The organism is Hyphomonas sp. (assembly GCF_016125515.1).
Classification (GTDB): domain Bacteria; phylum Pseudomonadota; class Alphaproteobacteria; order Caulobacterales; family Hyphomonadaceae; genus Hyphomonas.
The window spans coordinates 120,935-138,165 of sequence record NZ_WGLO01000008.1; the positions used below are offsets into that span (position 1 = coordinate 120,935).

General features: G+C 65.2%; 16 protein-coding genes. 6 read left to right on the forward strand and 10 right to left on the reverse strand.

The genetic code is table 11. The annotated features are described in order from the left end of the window. The 3 genes from GC148_RS06975 to GC148_RS06985 form a co-directional block, all read right to left on the reverse strand. Positions 1–600 carry a dihydrofolate reductase family protein gene (locus GC148_RS06975; protein WP_291069892.1) on the reverse strand — a complete coding sequence of 200 codons (600 nt, stop codon included), beginning with the start codon at positions 598–600 and terminating at the stop codon, positions 1–3. Continuing rightward, positions 597–1,211: a TetR/AcrR family transcriptional regulator gene (locus tag GC148_RS06980; RefSeq protein WP_366063327.1), complete on the reverse strand. Its 615-nt coding sequence runs from the start codon at positions 1,209–1,211 to the stop codon at positions 597–599. Before GC148_RS06980 ends, GC148_RS06975 begins: the two co-directional genes overlap by 4 nt. Before the next feature lie 149 nt (positions 1,212–1,360). Beyond that, complete coding sequence (locus GC148_RS06985; RefSeq protein WP_291069893.1) at positions 1,361–3,112, reverse strand: NAD(P)/FAD-dependent oxidoreductase; 1,752 nt, start codon at positions 3,110–3,112, stop codon at positions 1,361–1,363. Between the two features lie 390 nt (positions 3,113–3,502). Here GC148_RS06985 and GC148_RS06990 point away from each other — a divergent pair, with 390 nt between their 5' ends. After that, on the forward strand, positions 3,503–5,173 hold the full coding sequence (locus GC148_RS06990; RefSeq protein WP_291069895.1) for a TIR domain-containing protein: 1,671 nt from the start codon (positions 3,503–3,505) through the stop codon (positions 5,171–5,173). 203 nt (positions 5,174–5,376) lie between these two features. Here the strand turns inward: GC148_RS06990 and GC148_RS06995 are convergent, their stop codons facing one another. Next, entirely contained in the window at positions 5,377–6,261 is an 885-nt protein-coding gene (locus tag GC148_RS06995; protein ID WP_291069897.1) for a hypothetical protein, read from the reverse strand. 200 nt (positions 6,262–6,461) lie between these two features. On the opposite strand from GC148_RS06995, the gene GC148_RS07000 reads away from it, so the two are divergent. Beyond that, on the forward strand, positions 6,462–6,944 hold the full coding sequence (locus tag GC148_RS07000; protein ID WP_291069899.1) for an Hsp20 family protein: 483 nt from the start codon (positions 6,462–6,464) through the stop codon (positions 6,942–6,944). 59 nt (positions 6,945–7,003) lie between these two features. Here the strand turns inward: GC148_RS07000 and GC148_RS07005 are convergent, their stop codons facing one another. The 3 genes from GC148_RS07005 to GC148_RS07015 are packed head-to-tail and all read right to left on the reverse strand — an operon-like array spanning position 7,004 to position 9,786. Continuing rightward, complete coding sequence (locus GC148_RS07005) at positions 7,004–7,477, reverse strand: DUF2269 domain-containing protein (protein WP_366063417.1); 474 nt, start codon at positions 7,475–7,477, stop codon at positions 7,004–7,006. Beyond that, positions 7,477–8,769: an SDR family oxidoreductase gene (locus tag GC148_RS07010; protein WP_291069902.1), complete on the reverse strand. Its 1,293-nt coding sequence runs from the start codon at positions 8,767–8,769 to the stop codon at positions 7,477–7,479. The genes GC148_RS07005 and GC148_RS07010 overlap by 1 nt, the downstream gene beginning before the upstream one ends. Before the next feature lie 21 nt (positions 8,770–8,790). Then, a complete protein-coding gene (locus GC148_RS07015) occupies positions 8,791–9,786 on the reverse strand; it encodes a glutathione S-transferase family protein (RefSeq protein WP_291069904.1) in 996 nt (331 codons plus the stop codon). 141 nt (positions 9,787–9,927) lie between these two features. Here GC148_RS07015 and GC148_RS07020 point away from each other — a divergent pair, with 141 nt between their 5' ends. Beyond that, positions 9,928–10,977 (forward strand): glycosyltransferase, encoded by a 1,050-nt coding sequence (locus tag GC148_RS07020; protein ID WP_291069906.1) that lies wholly within the window; start codon positions 9,928–9,930, stop codon positions 10,975–10,977. On the opposite strand, the gene GC148_RS07025 is transcribed toward GC148_RS07020, so the two are convergent. From GC148_RS07025 to GC148_RS07035, 3 genes are all read right to left on the reverse strand, one after another. Next, the gene (locus GC148_RS07025; RefSeq protein ID WP_291069909.1) at positions 10,978–11,424 is read right to left on the reverse strand and encodes a bifunctional diaminohydroxyphosphoribosylaminopyrimidine deaminase/5-amino-6-(5-phosphoribosylamino)uracil reductase RibD; all 447 of its coding nucleotides are present in this window, start codon (positions 11,422–11,424) and stop codon (positions 10,978–10,980) included. Continuing rightward, positions 11,421–12,134 carry a 2,3-diphosphoglycerate-dependent phosphoglycerate mutase gene (gene gpmA / locus GC148_RS07030; protein ID WP_291069911.1) on the reverse strand — a complete coding sequence of 238 codons (714 nt, stop codon included), beginning with the start codon at positions 12,132–12,134 and terminating at the stop codon, positions 11,421–11,423. The genes GC148_RS07025 and gpmA overlap by 4 nt, the downstream gene beginning before the upstream one ends. Before the next feature lie 61 nt (positions 12,135–12,195). Next, the gene (locus tag GC148_RS07035; protein WP_291069912.1) at positions 12,196–13,338 is read right to left on the reverse strand and encodes an AGE family epimerase/isomerase; all 1,143 of its coding nucleotides are present in this window, start codon (positions 13,336–13,338) and stop codon (positions 12,196–12,198) included. 125 nt (positions 13,339–13,463) lie between these two features. Between GC148_RS07035 and GC148_RS07040 the strand changes: the two genes are divergently transcribed. The 3 genes from GC148_RS07040 (at position 13,464) to GC148_RS07050 (ending at position 17,186) form a co-directional block, all read left to right on the forward strand. After that, positions 13,464–14,045 (forward strand): hypothetical protein, encoded by a 582-nt coding sequence (locus tag GC148_RS07040; protein WP_291069914.1) that lies wholly within the window; start codon positions 13,464–13,466, stop codon positions 14,043–14,045. A 91-nt stretch (positions 14,046–14,136) separates the two neighbouring features. Next, positions 14,137–16,302 carry a prolyl oligopeptidase family serine peptidase gene (locus GC148_RS07045; RefSeq protein WP_291069916.1) on the forward strand — a complete coding sequence of 722 codons (2,166 nt, stop codon included), beginning with the start codon at positions 14,137–14,139 and terminating at the stop codon, positions 16,300–16,302. 146 nt (positions 16,303–16,448) lie between these two features. Next, positions 16,449–17,186, forward strand: coding sequence for a Bax inhibitor-1/YccA family protein (locus GC148_RS07050; protein WP_291069918.1), 738 nt, complete (start codon positions 16,449–16,451; stop codon positions 17,184–17,186). The last annotated feature ends 45 nt before the right edge of the window (positions 17,187–17,231 follow it).

Genomic DNA, 17,231 nt, shown 5'->3' on the forward strand with positions numbered 1-17,231 from the left:
TCAGTAGGCGCCGGTCCGCATCGGGCCGGCGGGCGTGTAGGTGTTGACGATCACGCCGGACTCGCCCGTCCGGCTGCGGATCAGTTTGAGTTCGGCCGGCGCTTCGCCGCCACCGAAGAGGCGTTTGCCGGTGCCGATCAGCACAGGGAAGATCATCAGGATCACCTCATCAGCGAGCTGCTGGCTGATGAGCAGCGAGGTCAGCGAAGAACTTCCCCAGACAATCAGGTCCGGACCCTTCGTGTCCTTGATGCGCCGGATCCCCGCCGCAAGGTCTGGCCCCAACGCTTCCGCGGGGCCCCAGGCGAGGCTCTCTGGCCGGTGCGTTGCCACATACTTCGTGGCGCCATTGATCTGGTCCGCCATCGGACCTTGCGAATGCGGCCAGTAGCCCGCCCAGATGTCATACGTCCGCCGTCCGATCAGCAGGTCAAACCGATCGCCATGCGCCGCGCCGATCGCCTCGCCGCCGGCGGGGTCATCGTGCGGCGCCGCCCAGCCGCCATGCGCAAAGCCGCCATCGCGGTCTTCGTCCGGCCCGCCCGGCGCCTGGATGATGCCGTCCAGCGAGACGTGTTCAAGGATTGTGATCCGTCTCATGCGCGGCCTGTGCGCCCGAACAGCAGTTCCACATAGCGTTTCAGATGGTGCACCGTGTCCCGCGCCGCCTCCGGCTCGCCGCTGGCTTTTGCCAGGATGAAGGCGCCTTGCAAAACGGCCTGCGTATGCAGCGCCAGGCTCCGCGCACTCCAGTCCGCATCGATGCCGTATCTTGCGACGGCGGCCTCGATATCCTCCACCAGCCTTTCTGCGTGGCCCGAAATGCTGTTCCAGCACGCGGCCTGCACCGCCGGGCTCGTCGCATAGGCCTCCTGAACCATCGTGCCGACGAAACAGGTGAAGGCCTGCGGCGCGCCGTCGATCAGCTGCGCGCGGAACGCAATATAGCCCAGCACCCGGTCGAGCGGATCGTCCGCGTCATGATACGGTGCCGCCTCGAACATCCGGCCCGTCGTCTCGGACCAGTGGTCCGCTGCCGCCGCTGCCAGCTGCTCCTTGCTCTTGAAGTGGTGGAAGAACGCCCCTTTCGACACGCTCGCCGCCGCGCAGATCTCGTCCACGCTGGTCGCCGCCAGCCCCTTGGCCCGCACCAGGTCGAACGCCGCCTCCATCAGGCCGTCGCGGGTTGCCGGGTTTGCTGTTCGGCCCATGGAAGTCTCCCTCGCCCAAAACATACCAACCAGTCGGTTCGTTCGTCAATCCGGATTCTCCCCCCGGAAAACAAAACCGCCCGCACGCGGGTGCGGACGGTTTCGGGCCGGGTCAGACGGGCCGCGCGGCGGGCGCGGCCCGTCTCGTCCTATTCAGGGGAGGGCATCAGCCCCGCTGCGGTCAGCCGCTCCACGATGATCGGCATCAGCTTTTCGGGAATCTCGCCCATGGGCGGATGGCTGGTGAAGGTGCGCGACTCCGACAGCATGCGGTCACCTTGGCGGATGATGAAGCCCTCATAATCCTTCGCCGCTACCTGGTTGCAGATCTCGGTATAGGTGTTCAGCCCCCCCGCATACGGCATGAACATGCGCGGCTTGCCCGGCACGTTGGCGCCCATGTACCAGCTGTTGGCCTGCGGCAGCAGCGAGGGCGTCACCGCCTCGGCCACATGCCGGCACCACGCCGCTTCTGCCTCTTCGGATGCCTCGATGCTCGTCTGCTGGCGCTGCTTCAGCGCCACGAGGCAATCGGCGATCCATTCGACATGCTGTTCGATGGAGTTTATCATGTTGGTCAGCACCGAGGGGCTCCCCGGCCCAGTGATGGTGAACAAGTTCGGGAAGCCCGCAACCATCACGCCGAGATAGGTGCGCGGCCCTTCCGCCCAGTGGTCCTTGATCCGCCGGCCGCCGACACCGCGCAGGTCGATGCGGTCAATCGCGCCGGTCATCGCATCGAACCCGGTGGCGAGCACGACGGCGTCAAATGCGTAGGTCTTCGCCGAGGTTTCGATGCCTTCCGGCGTGAACCCTACCAGCGGCTCGGCGCGCAGGTTCACCAGCTCGACATTCGGGCGGTTGAAGGTGGCGTAATAGCCGGTGTCGACGCAGGGCCGCTTCGTGCCGAACGGGTGATCCTTCGGCGTCAGCAGGTCGGCGACCGCGGGGTCGGACACCTGCTCGCGGATCTTGCCGGCGATGAAGTCCTGCACGATGCGGTTGGCTTCCGGGTCGATGGACGTATCGGCAAACGCGCCGAGGATGCGGAAGCCGCCCCAGGCCCAGCGGCGCTCAAGCTCCGCCTTGATCTCTTCGGGCGCCGTTTCGGTGGCGAGCGCTTCGGAGGCCTCGTTCTGGAACCCGCCCACCGTGTCCTTGGAAGCGGCGCGATAGGCGCGCGGATCCTTCGCCCAGGCTTCGAAATCGGCCTGCGGGATCGGGCCGTTATGGGCCGGCATCGAATAGTTCGGCGTGCGCTGGAATATGGTCAGATGATCCGCCTGCTGCGCAATGATCGGGATCGACTGGATCGCGGACGAGCCCGTGCCGATGATGCCGACGCGCATGCCGGAGAAGTCCACGCCCTCATGTGGCCAGCGCGAAGTGCGGTAGATGTCGCCCTTGTACGTGTCGAGGTCGGGGAAGGTGACGTCCGTCGGGATCGACAGGCAGCCGGTCGCCAGGATCAGGTGGCGGCAGCGCACCGGGTCGCCGGCATCCGTCTGGACATTCCAGACCTGCCCGGCCTCATCCCAGTGCGCCGCGGTCACCTTTGTGTTGAACTGGATATCGCGCTTCAGGTCGAACCGTTCGGCCACGTGCTCGGCATAGCGCAGCAGCTCCGGCTGTGGCGCATAGCGTTCGGACCAGCGCCACTCCTGTTCCAGCTCTTCGTCAAACCCGAAGCTGTATTCCAGGCTCTGTATGTCGACGCGCGCGCCGGGATACCGGTTCCAGTACCAGGTGCCGCCCACGCCGCTGCCCGCTTCCACCACTTTGGCGTTGAAGCCCAGCCCGCGCAACTTGTGCAGCATGTACATGCCGGCAAATCCCGCGCCGACGATCAGCGCGTCGATGGGCTGGCGTTCAGTTAACGTGTCCTTTGCCGAAACGGCCATGGCGGTCTCCTCCCTCGTCCGGGCGCTTTGGCATCCGGGTTTCTTCCGCCACATTGATGCATGAATGTCGCACCCGGGTATAGTCGCCCGCAGCCATCACGCTGCGTCAAACCTCGGCGCCCTCTTGTCCTCCCTCGCGTGAGCGGGGGAGGTGGCAGCCGGCAAAGCCGGCTGACGGAGGGCGTCGACGCCCACCCCTAAAAGCAGCCACCTGCGGAGAGGGCATCACCAGCCTCCAGACTACTTCCGTCCCAACATGCCACTCTCGCCCCAGCCCATTGGACGGAAATCGCCGAAAACCGGCCATCGGCACCCACCGGCGAACGCCCGCGACCTCGACCGGCTTTTCTGCATGAGCTAGCAGTTATGCTGAACGTTTATGGGGCGCGCGTGACCGACATCTTCCTCTCCTACAACCGCGAGGATCAGATGCGGGCGAAGCTGTTTGCGGCAGCGTTCGAGGCGCAGGGCTTCAAGGTCTGGTGGGATGTAGGCCTCCGGACGGGCGAGGCCTATGACCAGGTTACCGAGAAGGCCCTTAAGACAGCGAAGGCTGTCGTTGTTCTTTGGTCGAAGAAGTCGGTCGAGAGCCGGTGGGTGCGCGCCGAAGCGACGCTTGCGGACCGCAACAAGACCCTTGTTCCCTGCATGATCGAGCCCTGCGAACGACCGATCATGTTTGAGTTGACGCAGACGGCGGAGCTGAGCCACTGGACGGGGGATGCAACGGACCGGGCATGGGTCGCGTTTCTGGAGGACGTGAAGCGCCTTGTGTCGAAGGAACCCGCACCAGCGGCAGAAGCCCCGGCCACTCCGCTCGCGGCGCCCACGGTCCAGGAAACCCTCAAGCCCGGCCAGAGCGGGTCGGCGCCGTCGCTGGCGGTACTGCCCTTCACCAATCGCTCCAGCCTTCCCGAGGACGAGGTCTTCGCCGAGGGCATGGTAGAGGATGTGATTTCGGCGCTTTCGCAAGCTGTAAACGTCCGTGTGCTGGGCTCAACCGCCACCGCGATGCTCAAACGCGCTGCGCTTACTGACGTAGCAGCGCTTGGACGCCAGTTGGGCGTGCGCTATCTGCTCGAAGGCAATGTGCGTCGCGTAGGTGCCAATCTGCGCGTCACCACACAGTTGCTGGAGGCGGAGACAGGCACAGCAATATGGACCGCGAAGTTCGATCGTCCGTTGTCGGAGCTTGCCGAGCTTCAGGAGGAGTTGGTCACAGACATAGCCGCCAGCCTCGATGTTGAGGTTTACAGTCAGGAGATGGAAAGGGCGCTCAAGAAACCTGCCGACATTACCGCTTGGGAAGCAGTGGCGCGCAGCATGTCAGTGTATCGCGAATACGACTCTGCCGCTTTGCAGCGTGGCATTCAAGAAGCCGCACGCGCCGTCGCCATCGCGCCGGATTACGCGCCGGGACATGCCAATCTCGCTGCTGCGCTCTCCGACGCGTACTTATTTAGCCCAGACAACCCGGCGGAGGTCCAGCGGATTCGTGCCATCGCAAAGCGCGCGCTGGACCTGGCGCCGGACGATGCGCCTGTGCTCTGCTGGGTCGGGGAAGCCCTATGCTTCACCGGCTCTCCCGAGGAAGGCGAGCGCTACACTCGACGCGCCGTGCGCAAGGCGCCGGGCAGCGGCTTCTTGCACCTGATTCATGGCGCCGCTTGCGCGATGCTCAATCGTCATGCGGAATCATTGTCGCACTGCAATACGGCGGAACGTCTGATGCCCGGCTCATACCTGATGTGGGCTATCAAGTATGGGCAAGCCCGCGCTTACACAGGACTTGAGCGCTGGGCAGAGGCGAATTCGGCCATTGACGAAAGCCTAGATCTGTATCCGGCACATCCGCCGCTTCACGTCCTAAAGGCCCACATCTCGATGCAGCTTGGACGCGACACAGATGCGCGCAGGCATATCGAAACGGCTCGCAAGGCAGGGTGGAACCTGACGCAGGCGGAGCGGCTATGGCGCCGCAACGAACCAAACAGCCCGACGCTCGAAGCCGACATTGCTACCATTCAGGCGCTCTATGGAGAAACTGAACCGGGAGCGTGAACAGGGCGCGATAGCTTGGGCTGGCTAAATGAACGGAACGGGCCAAAACAGGACCTCCCGATCGGCGCCAGCCCATGACCGGACTCTCCCGGTTCCGGACGTTTGCCAATGCCCTAGGGCATCATGCCAGAGCCCCAAAACACGAAAACCGTCCACACGCGTGTGGACGGTTTGTGGACGGGTTCAGGGGTGGATCGCGGGCCCTATTCCGGCTTGCGGAACTTCAGGGTCATGCGGTCGCTCTCACCGATGGCCTTGTATTTTTCCGGGTCGAAATCGTCCGGCGTGTTGCCGTCGCGGTCTGCAGCGGCGTTGTTCGGCGGCAGGGTCCATACACCGAACGGGTGGTCGGCCGTGTCGGCTGGGTTGGCGTTGACTTCGCTCGATTCGACAAATTCGAAGCCGGCCGCAGCTGCCAGAGCCTTCACATAGTCCTCGTGCACATAGCCGCTGGAGGCCTTGGGGTCTTGCGCATGGGTCGAGGGCAGGCGGTGTTCCACCACGCCCAGCGTGCCGCCGGGCTTCAGCGCGTCATAGGCATCGGCGAAGAATTTCTCGGCATAGCCGGAGGCCATCCAGTTGTGCAGATTGCGGAAGGTCAGCACGGCGTCGGCCGTGCCGGGCTCGGTCAGCGGGCCGGAAGAGGCTGAAAACACAGTATATTCCATGTTGCCGAATTTCGGATCGGCATAGGCCGCCTTGAATTCGGCGAGGCGTTCCTCGGTGCGCGCGCGCCGCTCGGGGTCCTCGATCGCGGCTGCGTCGAAGCCGGCTGCCACCAGCGTGCCGCCGCCCGATCCGATCCAGGGCGCCAGGATGTTGGTGTACCAGCCGCCGCCGGGCCAGACCTCGACCACTTTCTGGGTCGGCTGGAGGCCGAAGAATTCGAGTGTTTCGACCGGATGGCGCCACGTGTCGCGGGCCTTTTCCTGTTCGCTGCGCAGGTCCGAGGCGACCGCCTCCTGCAGCGTCATCAAGGGCGCTTCAACTACGGCTTCGGCTTCCACGGAGGCGGGCGCAGGCGTCTTGGCCGGTGTGCAGGCGGCCAATGCGAAGGCCGATGCGGCGATGAACACAAGGTTTTTCATTGTCAGTCTCCATTACGGGGGCTCTTGATAGACCCCATACGCTACCCAAATAGGTTTTGTCACGGCGCCGGCATCGGGCCGTGACCGGGAGTCTCCTGCCAGTGCCGTGTTACGGGCTGGCCATGCGGAAACTGCCGAACCTCAATCCGGACGGTATGGACCGTCCACAGTCGCTTGAAGCGAAAGGACTGGATATCAAAATGAGCACTATCGACCTCACCCCCCTTTACCGCACCATGGTTGGCTTTGACCGCCTCGCCGGCATGATCGACCAGGCCTCCCGCCTCGATGGCACGCAGGGCTATCCACCCTACAACATTGAGCGCGTTGACGAAAATGCCTTCGCGATCGACATCGCCGTCGCCGGCTTCACCGAAGCCGAGCTGGACATCGAAACTAAGGAAGGCCTTCTGACCGTCGCCGGCAAGAAAGCCGAGACCGAAGACGCCCCCGGCCGCAACTTCCTCCATCGCGGCATTGCCCAGCGCAGCTTCATCCGCCGGTTCCAGCTTGCCGATCACGTAATCGTGACCGGGGCGAACCTCGAGCACGGCGTGCTCCGGATCGAGCTCATCCGCGAGATCCCGGAAGAAAAGAAAGCGCGCAAGATCGAGATCGGCGCCCCGGCCGTGTCCAACGAGCCGCGCCTGATCGGCAAGAAAAAGGCCTCTGACGCCGCCTGAGCGTAAACCTTCCGAACCCGGACGAACCCCCGCAGCCCCTCCTGCGGGGGTTTTTCGTTTCAGCCAACCGTCGGCCGGGTGATCATCAGCCAGACGATGACAAGGATCGCGGCAAAGGCCGGAATACCGCAGGCAAACCAGATCCGGTAGAGCCGGAAATACGCCTCCGGCAGGGCCTCGCCCGAGGCGGCCGCCGCCCGCGCCAGATCGCGCATCCGGTGCTGGATCCAGACGACGGGCAGCCAGAAGGCCCCGATCAGGACGTACAGTCCCAGCGAGGCCACGATCCAGAATTCATGGAGCCGCCAGCCCATCGCGCCTGCCAGTAGCGCGCCCGTCACGGGCTGAAGGACAACGGCAGACGCGGTGAAAATCCAGTCGGCGATGACCACCACCGCGGCTGTGTGCGCGATGATCCGGGCGTCGCGCGTGCGGTGGGCCATCACCATGAAGAAGGCGATTCCGGCGCCGGTGCCGATCAGCACGGTCGCGCTCAGGATGTGCGCCCAGCGCAGGAGGTGAACCCATTCCATCATCGCTCCTCCGTCAGGGCCGCCGTCACCAGTGCCAGCGCCATGGCGGGAAGAACCTTCACCATCGGGCCGAGCGGGTCCAGCCAGAGATCGGGCACGAATAGCGTCGCGCCGGCGAGGTAGGCGGCGCTGAGGCCGATGGCGGCCGCGCAGGCAAGACGGGTAAAAGGCCGGAAAAGCAACGCGGCGCCGATGGCGCAGTCCGCCAGACCGCCGCCGATCACCGCCGCCCCAGCCAGCGGCGCGGGCAGGGCCCCGTCCAGCACCGCCAGTGCCGTCTCGCTGCGGACAAGGCCGATCACGCCTGACAGGACCCAGAACAGGGACAGGGTCAGCAGCAGGACCGGGAACACCAGCATGGCGCGGGCGTAGATCCGCTCCTGCAGGGTCGAATGCAGATCCTGCAGCGACGCGTCAAGGCCGCGCAGGCCCTGTCCGCTTGCAGCTTCCCAGACCGTCGGATCGCCGCGCACATCCGATTGCAGGACTTTCAGCGCGGTCGACTGAAGCGGAGACCGCCAGCCAAGCCAGCCGCCTATATCCGCGAACAGCGAAAGGGTCCGGCCCGCCCATACCGGCAATTTCAGCACGGCGCGCGCTGGCCGGAAGCCGAGCCAAAGGCGCACGCGTGCGACAAGGTCTTCCAGCCGGTGGGCTTCCGGCTCAACGAGATCCGCATCGATCGCGGTGAGGTCCTGTTCCAATGCCAGCGACACGGCTTGCGCCACATCGTTCACATGCACGGTCTGGATCCGGGATCCGGCCAGCACGAGGGGCTGGACCAGCGGAAACGCCGCCAACTGACGAAGCAGCGCCGTGCCGCCATAGGCGTGCGGGGAGAGAACCAGTCCGGGCCGGAAGATCACCCAGCGCAGGCCGCTCGCTTTCAGCGCGCGGTCGGCTTCGCCCTTGGTCCGGAAAAAGGCCGTGTCTGCCTCCGGGCCGGCGCCGGGCGCGGAAATCTGCACGAAGGTGCGCACACCGGCCTGTTCGCAGGCACCGATCAGCGCCTGGATCGACTGGCTCTGTACGGCGGCTACGCGGTCACGCAGCCCATCCTGCAAGGCGCCGGACGCATTGATGACCGCGTCGAAGCCCGAAAGGAGCGCGCGCCAATCGTCCGTGGTCAGAAGGCGTGAAAGGTCGGCCTCGATCCAGTCTGCTGCCGGCGCGGCCATCCGGCCCTTGCGGGCGGAGCGGCCGAGGCCGGTGACGGCGTGGCCAACGCGCAGTAGTTTCCGCGTGATCGCGGTTCCGATCAGGCCGTATCCGCCAAGAACCAGAACCTTCAATCGACGCCCCCTCGGCCTGGCCTATTGCTGGAAGTAAGTCAGCGCGCCCGCTGCGTCGAGGAAGGCGGGTAGGGCGGGGTCGCCCATGCGCGCGGCGACATCCGCCCGCACCGACGCAAAGGCGCGCGCTGCGTAGGCCTGCGTTGCCTGTTCGAACAGGCCGTCATCGAGTGTTACCGAGAAGCGCTTCTTCTCGCGGGAGGCGCTTGCCGCATTGGCGAAGGTCCAGGGCAGGTAGGTGCGTGAAACTTCGCCTTCGAAGATCGGCAACAGCGTCGCCGAAAGTTCTTCGAGCGGTTGGTAACCGCCCGACGGTTTAGGGTCTTCCATGTGTTCGCACCAGGCAACGACGAAGGGCGCACGGTCCTTCAGCCAGATTGCAGGCGTCGGGTCGGTCAGCATCTGCTGGAACTGCGCGGCGATCGCGAAGTCGGCCGCGCTCGGCCGTCCGCCGAAGAGGAAGAGATGGCTTTGCAGGTGTGTGTTCAGGCGCAGCGCGAATCGGCGGTAGGAGCTTTCAAGTGTCGGCGCATTGTCCGGTTCGGCGCCGACCAGCGGCAGGCGGGCGAGCATCCGGCTGGCGATCTGCTTGGCCGGCGCCTTGAAGGCGCGCGGGCGTTTGCCATCATTGAGCTGGATCAGAACACGCAAGGCGGCCGCGTCGCGGTCCGGCTGCTGGCCCCAGCGCTGCTGGAACATGCACTTGTTGAGCCACTCGTCGCCATAATCCTCAAGGATCAGCGCCAAGGCGGCGCAGGCCGGCTCTTCCGGAACCGCTTCCGGTTCGGGGTGCGCGGCATTGAGCGCGGCGAGGATCAGGGTCGAATCCTGAGCGGGGGCATGGTTCGGCGACAGGAGCAGCGGCACGGTGGGGGTCGCGGCGCTCTTGCGGAATTCTGCTTCATTGCTCGCCGAGCGTGAGACCCAGTCGAAGGCGAGCCCCTTGTAGCGAAGGGCGGATCGCACCTTCAACGAATAAGGAGACGTCTCTGCGCCGAAGAGGCGATACGCGGCCATCAGGTCACCCGGGGTTTCTTCGCGCCTGTCTAGGCAGTTCATGCCGGGCTGCCAAGCGGCGTTTGCCCGCAGCCACTTTCCCAGCTAATCGCAAAGTTACAGGTTTAAGGCCCCGGTAACGATGACGGGTGGGAGACAGTGATGCGCGTGATGCATGTAATGGCCGGTGCGGATGAGGGCGGCGCAGAGAATATCATGCTGGAATCCGTGCTTGCCCTTGCCGAGGCGGGGCTGACCCAGCATGTCGTGACGCGGCCGGGCAATACGTTCCGGATCGGCAAGTTCGAAGACGCCGGCATCGGCGTGACGACGGCGACCTTCAATACCAGCTGGCCGTTTCCCAGCCGCCGTATCATCGACGCGGCGATCACCGAATTCAAACCGGATGTAATCGAATACTGGATGGGCCGCGCCGGCCAGTTTGCGCCCGCCGCTTACCGGTCGCGCTCGATTGCCTGGTATGGCGGCTATTACAAGCTCTCGCGCTTCCGGAATTGTGAATGGCATGTCGGCCTGACGATCGACCTGCTTCGCCATATCCGCGAGCAGGGCGTGCCCGAGGATCGCTCGGTGATCATCCACACCTATGCCGATTTCGAAGGCGCCGCGCCGGCGTCACGCGAACGCCAGTCAACGCCGGAGACCGCGCCCGTGGCGCTGGCGCTTGCGCGCCTGCACGAGAAGAAGGGTCTCGACACGCTGCTCGATGCGGCTGCGCGCCTGCCGGACCTGTTCGTCTGGATCGCGGGGGAGGGGCCGCTTGAAGCGGAACTCAAAGCGCAGTGCACGCAGCTCGGCCTTGATCACCGCGTACGCTTTCTCGGCTGGCGCAATGATCGCGGCGCGCTGCTGGCGGCATGCGATGTTGTCGCATTCCCCTCGCGCTATGAGCCTTTCGGCACGGTGACGGTTGATGCCTGGGCGGCCGGGCGTCCGCTGGTGGCGGCTGATGCTGTGGGCCCGGCGGCCTATGTGAAGGACGGCGTCAACGGATTGCTGATCGCCAAGAATGATGTCGACGCGCTCGCTTCGGCGCTTGGCCGGGTGATCTATGACAAATCGCTGGCGGCCAAGCTGGTTGAGGGCGGCCGGGCAAGTTATGAGGCGCAATTCACCAAAACGGTGTTCCAGCGCGACTCGCTGGCGCTGTATGAAAAGATCCGGGCCCATGCCGGACCGTTCGTAGGCTGATCAGTTTCCAGCCTTGGCAAGGAACCACGCATAGCGGCGTGCGGCGCGCCGAGCGCCGGGCCCGATCAAGATGCCGACGCCGGCCTCACGAAGGACACGGATACCATCGCGCGCGGTCGGGTGCGGATCTTCGACAGCCACTACGACGCGGGCAATGCCGGCGTTGACAAGTTTTGCCGAACAGGACGGCGCGCCGCTGGAGCGTTCGCGGCAAGGCTCCAGAGTGACATAGGCGGTGCCGCCACGGGCCCGGGCCCCGGCTTCCTCAAGCGCGATCTCTTCGGCATGCGGACGGCCACCATGGCCGGTGACGCCTTCGCCCACGATATGGCCGGCGGCATCGGTAATCACGCAGCCTACGGACGGATTCGGCCCAGTCAGGCCTTGGTTGAGTCCCGCCAGCGCCAGCGCGCGGCCCATGCGGCGCTGGTCGCGGCGCTTGCTCACGGCAGGGCCGGCAGTTTCTGTGCACGGGCCTGGTCGAGATAGCGCACCGAGACCGGCTTCAGGCTGGTATTGAGTTCGATCAGCAGGGGATTGCCGGTCGGGATCTCGACGCTGGTAATGGTTTCGTCCGGCACCTTGAAGAGGTGTTTGACGAGTGCGCGCAGCGAGTTGCCATGCGCAGCGATCAGCGTGTCCTTGCCGGCGGCGAGTTCGGGCGCGATGCGGGCGTCCCAGTAGGGCAGCACGCGCTCTAGCGTTGTCTTCAGGCTTTCCGTGTTCGGAATCGCGATGCCGCGATAGCGCGGATCGGTCGACAGGTCATACTTGCTGCCGGTTTCCAGCGGCGGGGGCGGGATGTCGTAACTGCGGCGCCAGACGTGGACCTGCTCCTCGCCGTGCTTTGCCGCCGTCTCGGCCTTGTCGAGGCCGGTGAGGCCGCCATAGTGGCGCTCGTTCAGGCGCCAGTCCTTTTCCAGCGGCAGCCAGACGCGCTTCATCTCGGTGAGCGCGAGCCACATGGTGCGGATGGCGCGGGTCTGCACGCTGGTGAACCCGGCGCGGAAATCGGCGTCGAGCTCGGCGAGCAGTTTGCCGGAAGCGCGCGCTTCGGCTTCGCCCTGTGCCGTGAGGTCGGCGTCCCACCAGCCGGTGAAGCGGTTTTCGAGGTTCCAGGCGGATTGTCCGTGGCGGATAAGAACAAGCTTGGTCATGCGGATCCTGATCGGTTGGGCGCGGAAGTTGGCGCCTTATGCGTTCCAAAAGTGAAAGATTTCATGCGTCCATGATGCGGATGAGTTCGGCGAAGGCGAGCACGACATGATAGCCGGTGGAGGCGGGCATGTCCTTGGCGAGTACCGCGCCGTCCGCGCTGAAATGGTCGATCCAGCCGCCGTCTTCGGTGAGGAATTCATCCATCAGCACATCGAAGCTGCGGCAGGCGGCGGCGGCAAAGCGGGCCTCGCCGCGCTGTTCGAACAGGGTGAGGTGGGCCTTCAGGGCTTCGGTCTGGGGCCAGGTGCGGCGCGAGGCGTCGTGGGGAGCGCCGTCGCGGGTGACTTCCTGGCAGGCGCGCCCGGCGGCATCGAGGGTGGAGACGCCGAACGTGTAGAGCTGGACAGCCGCCTCCGGCAGCGGCTTCTGGACGAGGCGCGACCAGGTGTGCAGCAGCCAGACCCATTCGAACTGGTGGCCGGGCTCGACGATCCGGGCGGCGTCGCCTTCCGGCGCGGACCAGTCGGCCGCGAATTTCTCACCCAGCAGGCCGCCCGGGCCGGCGGTGAATTTGGTGTCGAACAGGTCGATGATTTCAGCGGCGCGGTTGAGATGGCCGCCGGCCGGGTCCGACCGGTGCAGTGACAGGCAGGCCTCCAGCAGGTGCATGTGCGGATTCTGCAGGCGCGTGGCGGGGGCGGGCAGGACCTCCGCATAGCCGCCATGGACCGGGTCGCGGGCCAGCCGGTCCAGCGCGGCGAGGATCTGGCGTGCGGGCGCGAGCGGCGCGTCGCCAAGATCGGCGCTGCGGGCCGCTTCAGCGAGGCCGTAGAGCACGAAAGCGGTATCGTAGAGATCGGCCGAGGCATCGGCGAGGCCAGCGCCGTTGGTCTGGAGGGTGCGGCCGGGAAGGCCGGTCTGGGCGAGGGCGGGCCCGGACAGCACCGACACGCCGGCCTGGACAAGACGGGCGGCCGTGTCGCGCTTCCAACCGAGACGCCAGGCTTCGGCGAAAACATAGGTCTGGCGCGCCTGGACGCGGACGCGGGTCAGGTCGCGGTCCAGCTCGTCATGGTCAAGGCTCAGGACCTCCGGAAACAGGCCGGCCGGGGTCAGCCCGTGCTCCGCCCAGAGCGGAAAACAGCTGTCGAAAAGCCAGTGGCGGGCTTCCTTGGCGCGGCGGCGAAGGGCGCTTGTCGTCATTCTGGTGCAATCTCCCGGTTGCAGGTCCTGCGCTGCAAATGGCTCGCCAATCTGCCCGCGACCCTGCTAACAGGAGCCTCGAGGCTTGGCCAGCAGGGCAGGCGCCCGAGACGGAGGAAAGCAGCATGCGCGACCGGATCTTCTTTCCTCTGGCTGGCCTGCTGGTAATCCTGATGGTGTTCCTCGGCCTCCAGCCGGGCATCGGCCAGCTGCCGACCGGCGCCGTGGCCGGCGACGGGGTCAGCTATGACCGGATCGTCATCGAAGGCGCTTACCTGAATAAGGTGATTGCCGGCGGCGAGGCCCGCACGCGGCTGCAGCGTCTGCCAGACAAGCGGTATGTGCTGCAGATCGATGCCGAAGCCGATGCGCTGGCCGATGCGCCCGAGCTCGGCCCCCATTTCCGGCTGGCACCCGACATCGAACAGCAATTCTCCAGCCGGAAGCTCCGCGTGACGGTGCGCGCGCGCCCGGCCGAAAACCAGGGCGCGATGGAGATGAAGGTCAACTATTCAACCGGCCGCGCCGGCGAATCGGGATGGCACACGTTCGCACTTCAGCCGGACTTTGCCGATTTCAGCTTCGAGTATGACGTGCCGGCCGTCGTCGGCGACCAGGGCGTGGACTACATCGCCGTGCGCCCGGTCGTGCCGAACAAGCGGCGCGGCATCCTCGTCGAGCGCATCATACTCGAACGGCTGCCTTGAGCGGATTTACAGTGCGACGGCGCGTTGATTATCAAACGCGCTCTGCGCTTGCCGCTGCCGGGGGCGCATCCCGGAACCCTCAGGACTCCTCATGCGCCTCATTCTTGCGTTCTTCAGCGCTTTCGCGCTCGCTGCCTGCGTGGCAGGTCCAACCCCGGAGACACTCGTGACCCCAGACATTACGGCCCAAGCGGCTGCCTTCGATCCTGATTCCCATCTCTGGCTGGAAGCAGTCGAAGGGAAAGATGCCCTCGCCTGGGTCGAGGCGCAGAATGCGCGCACGCTCGCCGACCTGACTGCCGATCCGAATTATGCGGGTTTCGAAGCGGCGGCGCTCGACGCGCTGAATTCCAGCGAGCGGATTCCCTATGGCACCGTGCGCGACGGTCTCGTTTACAATTTCTGGCAGGACACGACCAACGTGCGCGGCCTTTGGCGCCGCACGACGCTGGCCAGCTATGCGACCGACACGCCGGACTGGGAGACCATTCTCGACTTCGACAAACTGGCGGCCGATGAAGGCCAGAACTGGGTCTACAAGGGCGCGGACTGTTTCCGCCCGAAAGCGGGCGACACGTATCGCTGCCTCATTTCACTGTCGAATGGCGGCAAGGACGCGGTGATCAACCGCGAGTTCGATCTTGAAACGAAATCGTTCGTGGACGGCGGGTTCGTCACGCCCGAGGCCAAGCAAGGCCTCGCCTGGGCGAGCCCTGACACTTTGCTGGTCACCACCGATTGGGGCGAGGGCACGCTGACCGAGTCCGGCTATCCCTTCATTGTGAAACGCTGGTCGCGCGGTACGCCGCTGGCAGACGCTGCGGAACTTCTCCGCGGTGCGCCGACCGATGTCGGCGTGTGGCCGATGACGATTAAGCTGGAAGACGGCCGCGTCCTGCAAGGCGCAGTGCAGGCCGAAACCTTCTTCACGTCGAAGTATTTCTGGTTCCCGGACGGTGAGACGGCGGCGGTGCAATGGCCGCTGCCGCCGATGGTCTCGGTCAATGGCGTCTACAAGGGCCAGCTCCTGTTCTCGCTGCAGCAGGACTGGACGCCGGAAGGTCGGGGCGCATTCAAGGCCGGGGATCTTGTCGCTTTCAACCTCGAAGACTTCCTGAAGAAGCGCCAGCTGCCCAAGGTGGAGCTGGCCTTCCGTCCCTCTGCCACGCAGGCGGTGGACGGGGTTGCGGTCGCCAAGGGCGCGGCCCTGCTGGCGATCAGCGACAATGTGGTGGGCAAGGTGCTGCGTCTTGAACCGTCCGCCAGCGGATGGACCACGGCGCCGATCGAGCTGCCGGGCTCCGGACAGGTCGGCATCGCGTTTGCGGATGAAGACGAGACGGCCGTGTTCCTCAACTACGAGGACTTCCTGACACCGTCCTCGCTGCTGAATTATGACATTGCGAGCAGCGCAGTGACGACGCTGAAAAGCCTGCCGGCCAAGTTCGACACGGCGGGCCTGAGGGTCGACCAGTTCTTCGCCACCTCGAAGGACGGCACGCGGGTGCCGTATTTCATCGTCCACCGCGAGGACATGAAGCTCGACGGCACGACGCCGACGCTGCTCTACGGATATGGCGGCTTCCAGGTGTCGATGACGCCCGGCTACAGCCCGGTCACCGGACGGCTGTGGCTCGAGAAAGGCGGCGCCTATGTGCTCGCCAATATCCGGGGCGGCGGCGAGTTCGGCCCCAACTGGCACCAGGCCGGCCTCAAACAGAACCGCCAGCGCATTTATGACGATTTCATAGCCGTCGGCGAAGACCTTGTTGCGCGAGGCATCACAAGCCCCGAGCATCTCGGCATCATGGGCGGCTCGAATGGCGGCCTCCTGATGGGTGTGATCCTGAACCAGCGGCCGGATCTGTGGAACGCGGTTGTGGTCCAGGTGCCGCTGCTCGACATGCTGCGCTACCATCTGCTGCTGGCGGGCGCGTCCTGGGTGGGCGAGTATGGCTCGCCGGACGTGCCGGAAGAGCGCGCCTTCCTCGAGACGATCTCGCCCTATCAGAACTTCGAGGCTTCAAAGCCCTATCCGGTGCCCTTCTTCGTGACCTCCACCAAGGACGACCGCGTCCATCCGGGTCATGCCCGGAAGATGGCGAAACGATTCGAAGAGGCGGGTTTGCCCTTCCTCTATTTCGAGAACACCGACGGCGGCCACGCGGCGGCGGCAGACCAGACAGCGCGCGCCAAACGCTCGGCGCTCGAATTCACCTACCTGACGCGCCAGCTGTTTTCGAAGACGGAGGAGTAGGGGCGCCCCATAGCCGGATCCTATCGGCCCGGAAGGAATTTCGTATTTGAAGCGTTCGAGCTGAATGCCGACCTCTGCCGCGACAACAATGTTCCAACGCCGGGCAAAACTGTCCGGCGTTGGTGTGTCAGGTAAGGGAGCAAACAGTGTCTGACTTTCAGTCCATCGCCGCGCGTTCATCGGCGCCTGCCAATATGGCGGTCGATGCCGGGCTGCGGGGTTTCATGCTGGGCATCTACAATAAGATGGCAATGGGCCTCGTCCTGTCCGCAGCGATTGCGGGCGCGATCGGAAGCTCAGACGCCCTCTCTGCGCTCGTGTTCGGCACGCCGCTGCGCTATGTCGTGATGTTCGGCCCGTTGGCCTTGCTGCTGGTTTCGGCCTTCGCGATGCGGCGTCCGTCACCGCTGGGGGCCGGTCTCGTCTACTGGACCGTGACGGCGCTCATCGGCGCGAGCCTGGGCGCGTGGGTCATGGCGGCGCGGGCGGGCGTTGGCGTTGATTTCCTGACCATCGCGAAGGCCTTCTTCATCACGGCGACGGCCTTCGGCGCCTTGAGCCTGTGGGGCTACACGACCCGCCGGGACCTCTCCGGCTTCGGGACGTTCCTTCTCATGGGCGTTGTCGGGTTGGTTCTTGCCTCGCTCGTCAACCTGTTCTTCGCGTCCTCGGTGCTGGGCTTTGCGATCTCGTTGCTCGGCGTGCTGATCTTTTCGGGCCTGACGGCGTTCGATACGCAGCGCCTCAAGAACGATTACTACGCGTTGCAGGGCGACCAGCGCTCCATGGCGGTCGCGACGACGCTGGGCGCTTTGTCGCTGTACCTGAACTTCGTGAACCTGTTCCAGTTCATCCTTTCGATGATGTCCGGGCGGGAAGAATAAGAAACCATCCATCCCCTTGCTGACTCTCCAGCCCCGCGGACCCAG

Excerpts from the sequence above, each read along its gene's own strand:
- GC148_RS06975 (WP_291069892.1), bottom strand. The coding sequence starts at position 600 with ATGAGACGGATCACAATCCTTGAACACGTCTCGCTGGACGGCATCATC.
- GC148_RS06980 (WP_366063327.1), bottom strand. The coding sequence starts at position 1,211 with ATGGGCCGAACAGCAAACCCGGCAACCCGCGACGGCCTGATGGAGGCG.
- GC148_RS06985 (WP_291069893.1), bottom strand. The coding sequence starts at position 3,112 with ATGGCCGTTTCGGCAAAGGACACGTTAACTGAACGCCAGCCCATCGAC.
- GC148_RS06995 (WP_291069897.1), bottom strand. The coding sequence starts at position 6,261 with ATGAAAAACCTTGTGTTCATCGCCGCATCGGCCTTCGCATTGGCCGCC.
- GC148_RS07000 (WP_291069899.1), top strand. The coding sequence starts at position 6,462 with ATGAGCACTATCGACCTCACCCCCCTTTACCGCACCATGGTTGGCTTT.
- GC148_RS07005 (WP_366063417.1), bottom strand. The coding sequence starts at position 7,477 with ATGGAATGGGTTCACCTCCTGCGCTGGGCGCACATCCTGAGCGCGACC.
- GC148_RS07015 (WP_291069904.1), bottom strand. The coding sequence starts at position 9,786 with ATGGCCGCGTATCGCCTCTTCGGCGCAGAGACGTCTCCTTATTCGTTG.
- GC148_RS07020 (WP_291069906.1), top strand. The coding sequence starts at position 9,928 with ATGCGCGTGATGCATGTAATGGCCGGTGCGGATGAGGGCGGCGCAGAG.
- gpmA (WP_291069911.1), bottom strand. The coding sequence starts at position 12,134 with ATGACCAAGCTTGTTCTTATCCGCCACGGACAATCCGCCTGGAACCTC.
- GC148_RS07035 (WP_291069912.1), bottom strand. The coding sequence starts at position 13,338 with ATGACGACAAGCGCCCTTCGCCGCCGCGCCAAGGAAGCCCGCCACTGG.
- GC148_RS07040 (WP_291069914.1), top strand. The coding sequence starts at position 13,464 with ATGCGCGACCGGATCTTCTTTCCTCTGGCTGGCCTGCTGGTAATCCTG.
- GC148_RS07045 (WP_291069916.1), top strand. The coding sequence starts at position 14,137 with ATGCGCCTCATTCTTGCGTTCTTCAGCGCTTTCGCGCTCGCTGCCTGC.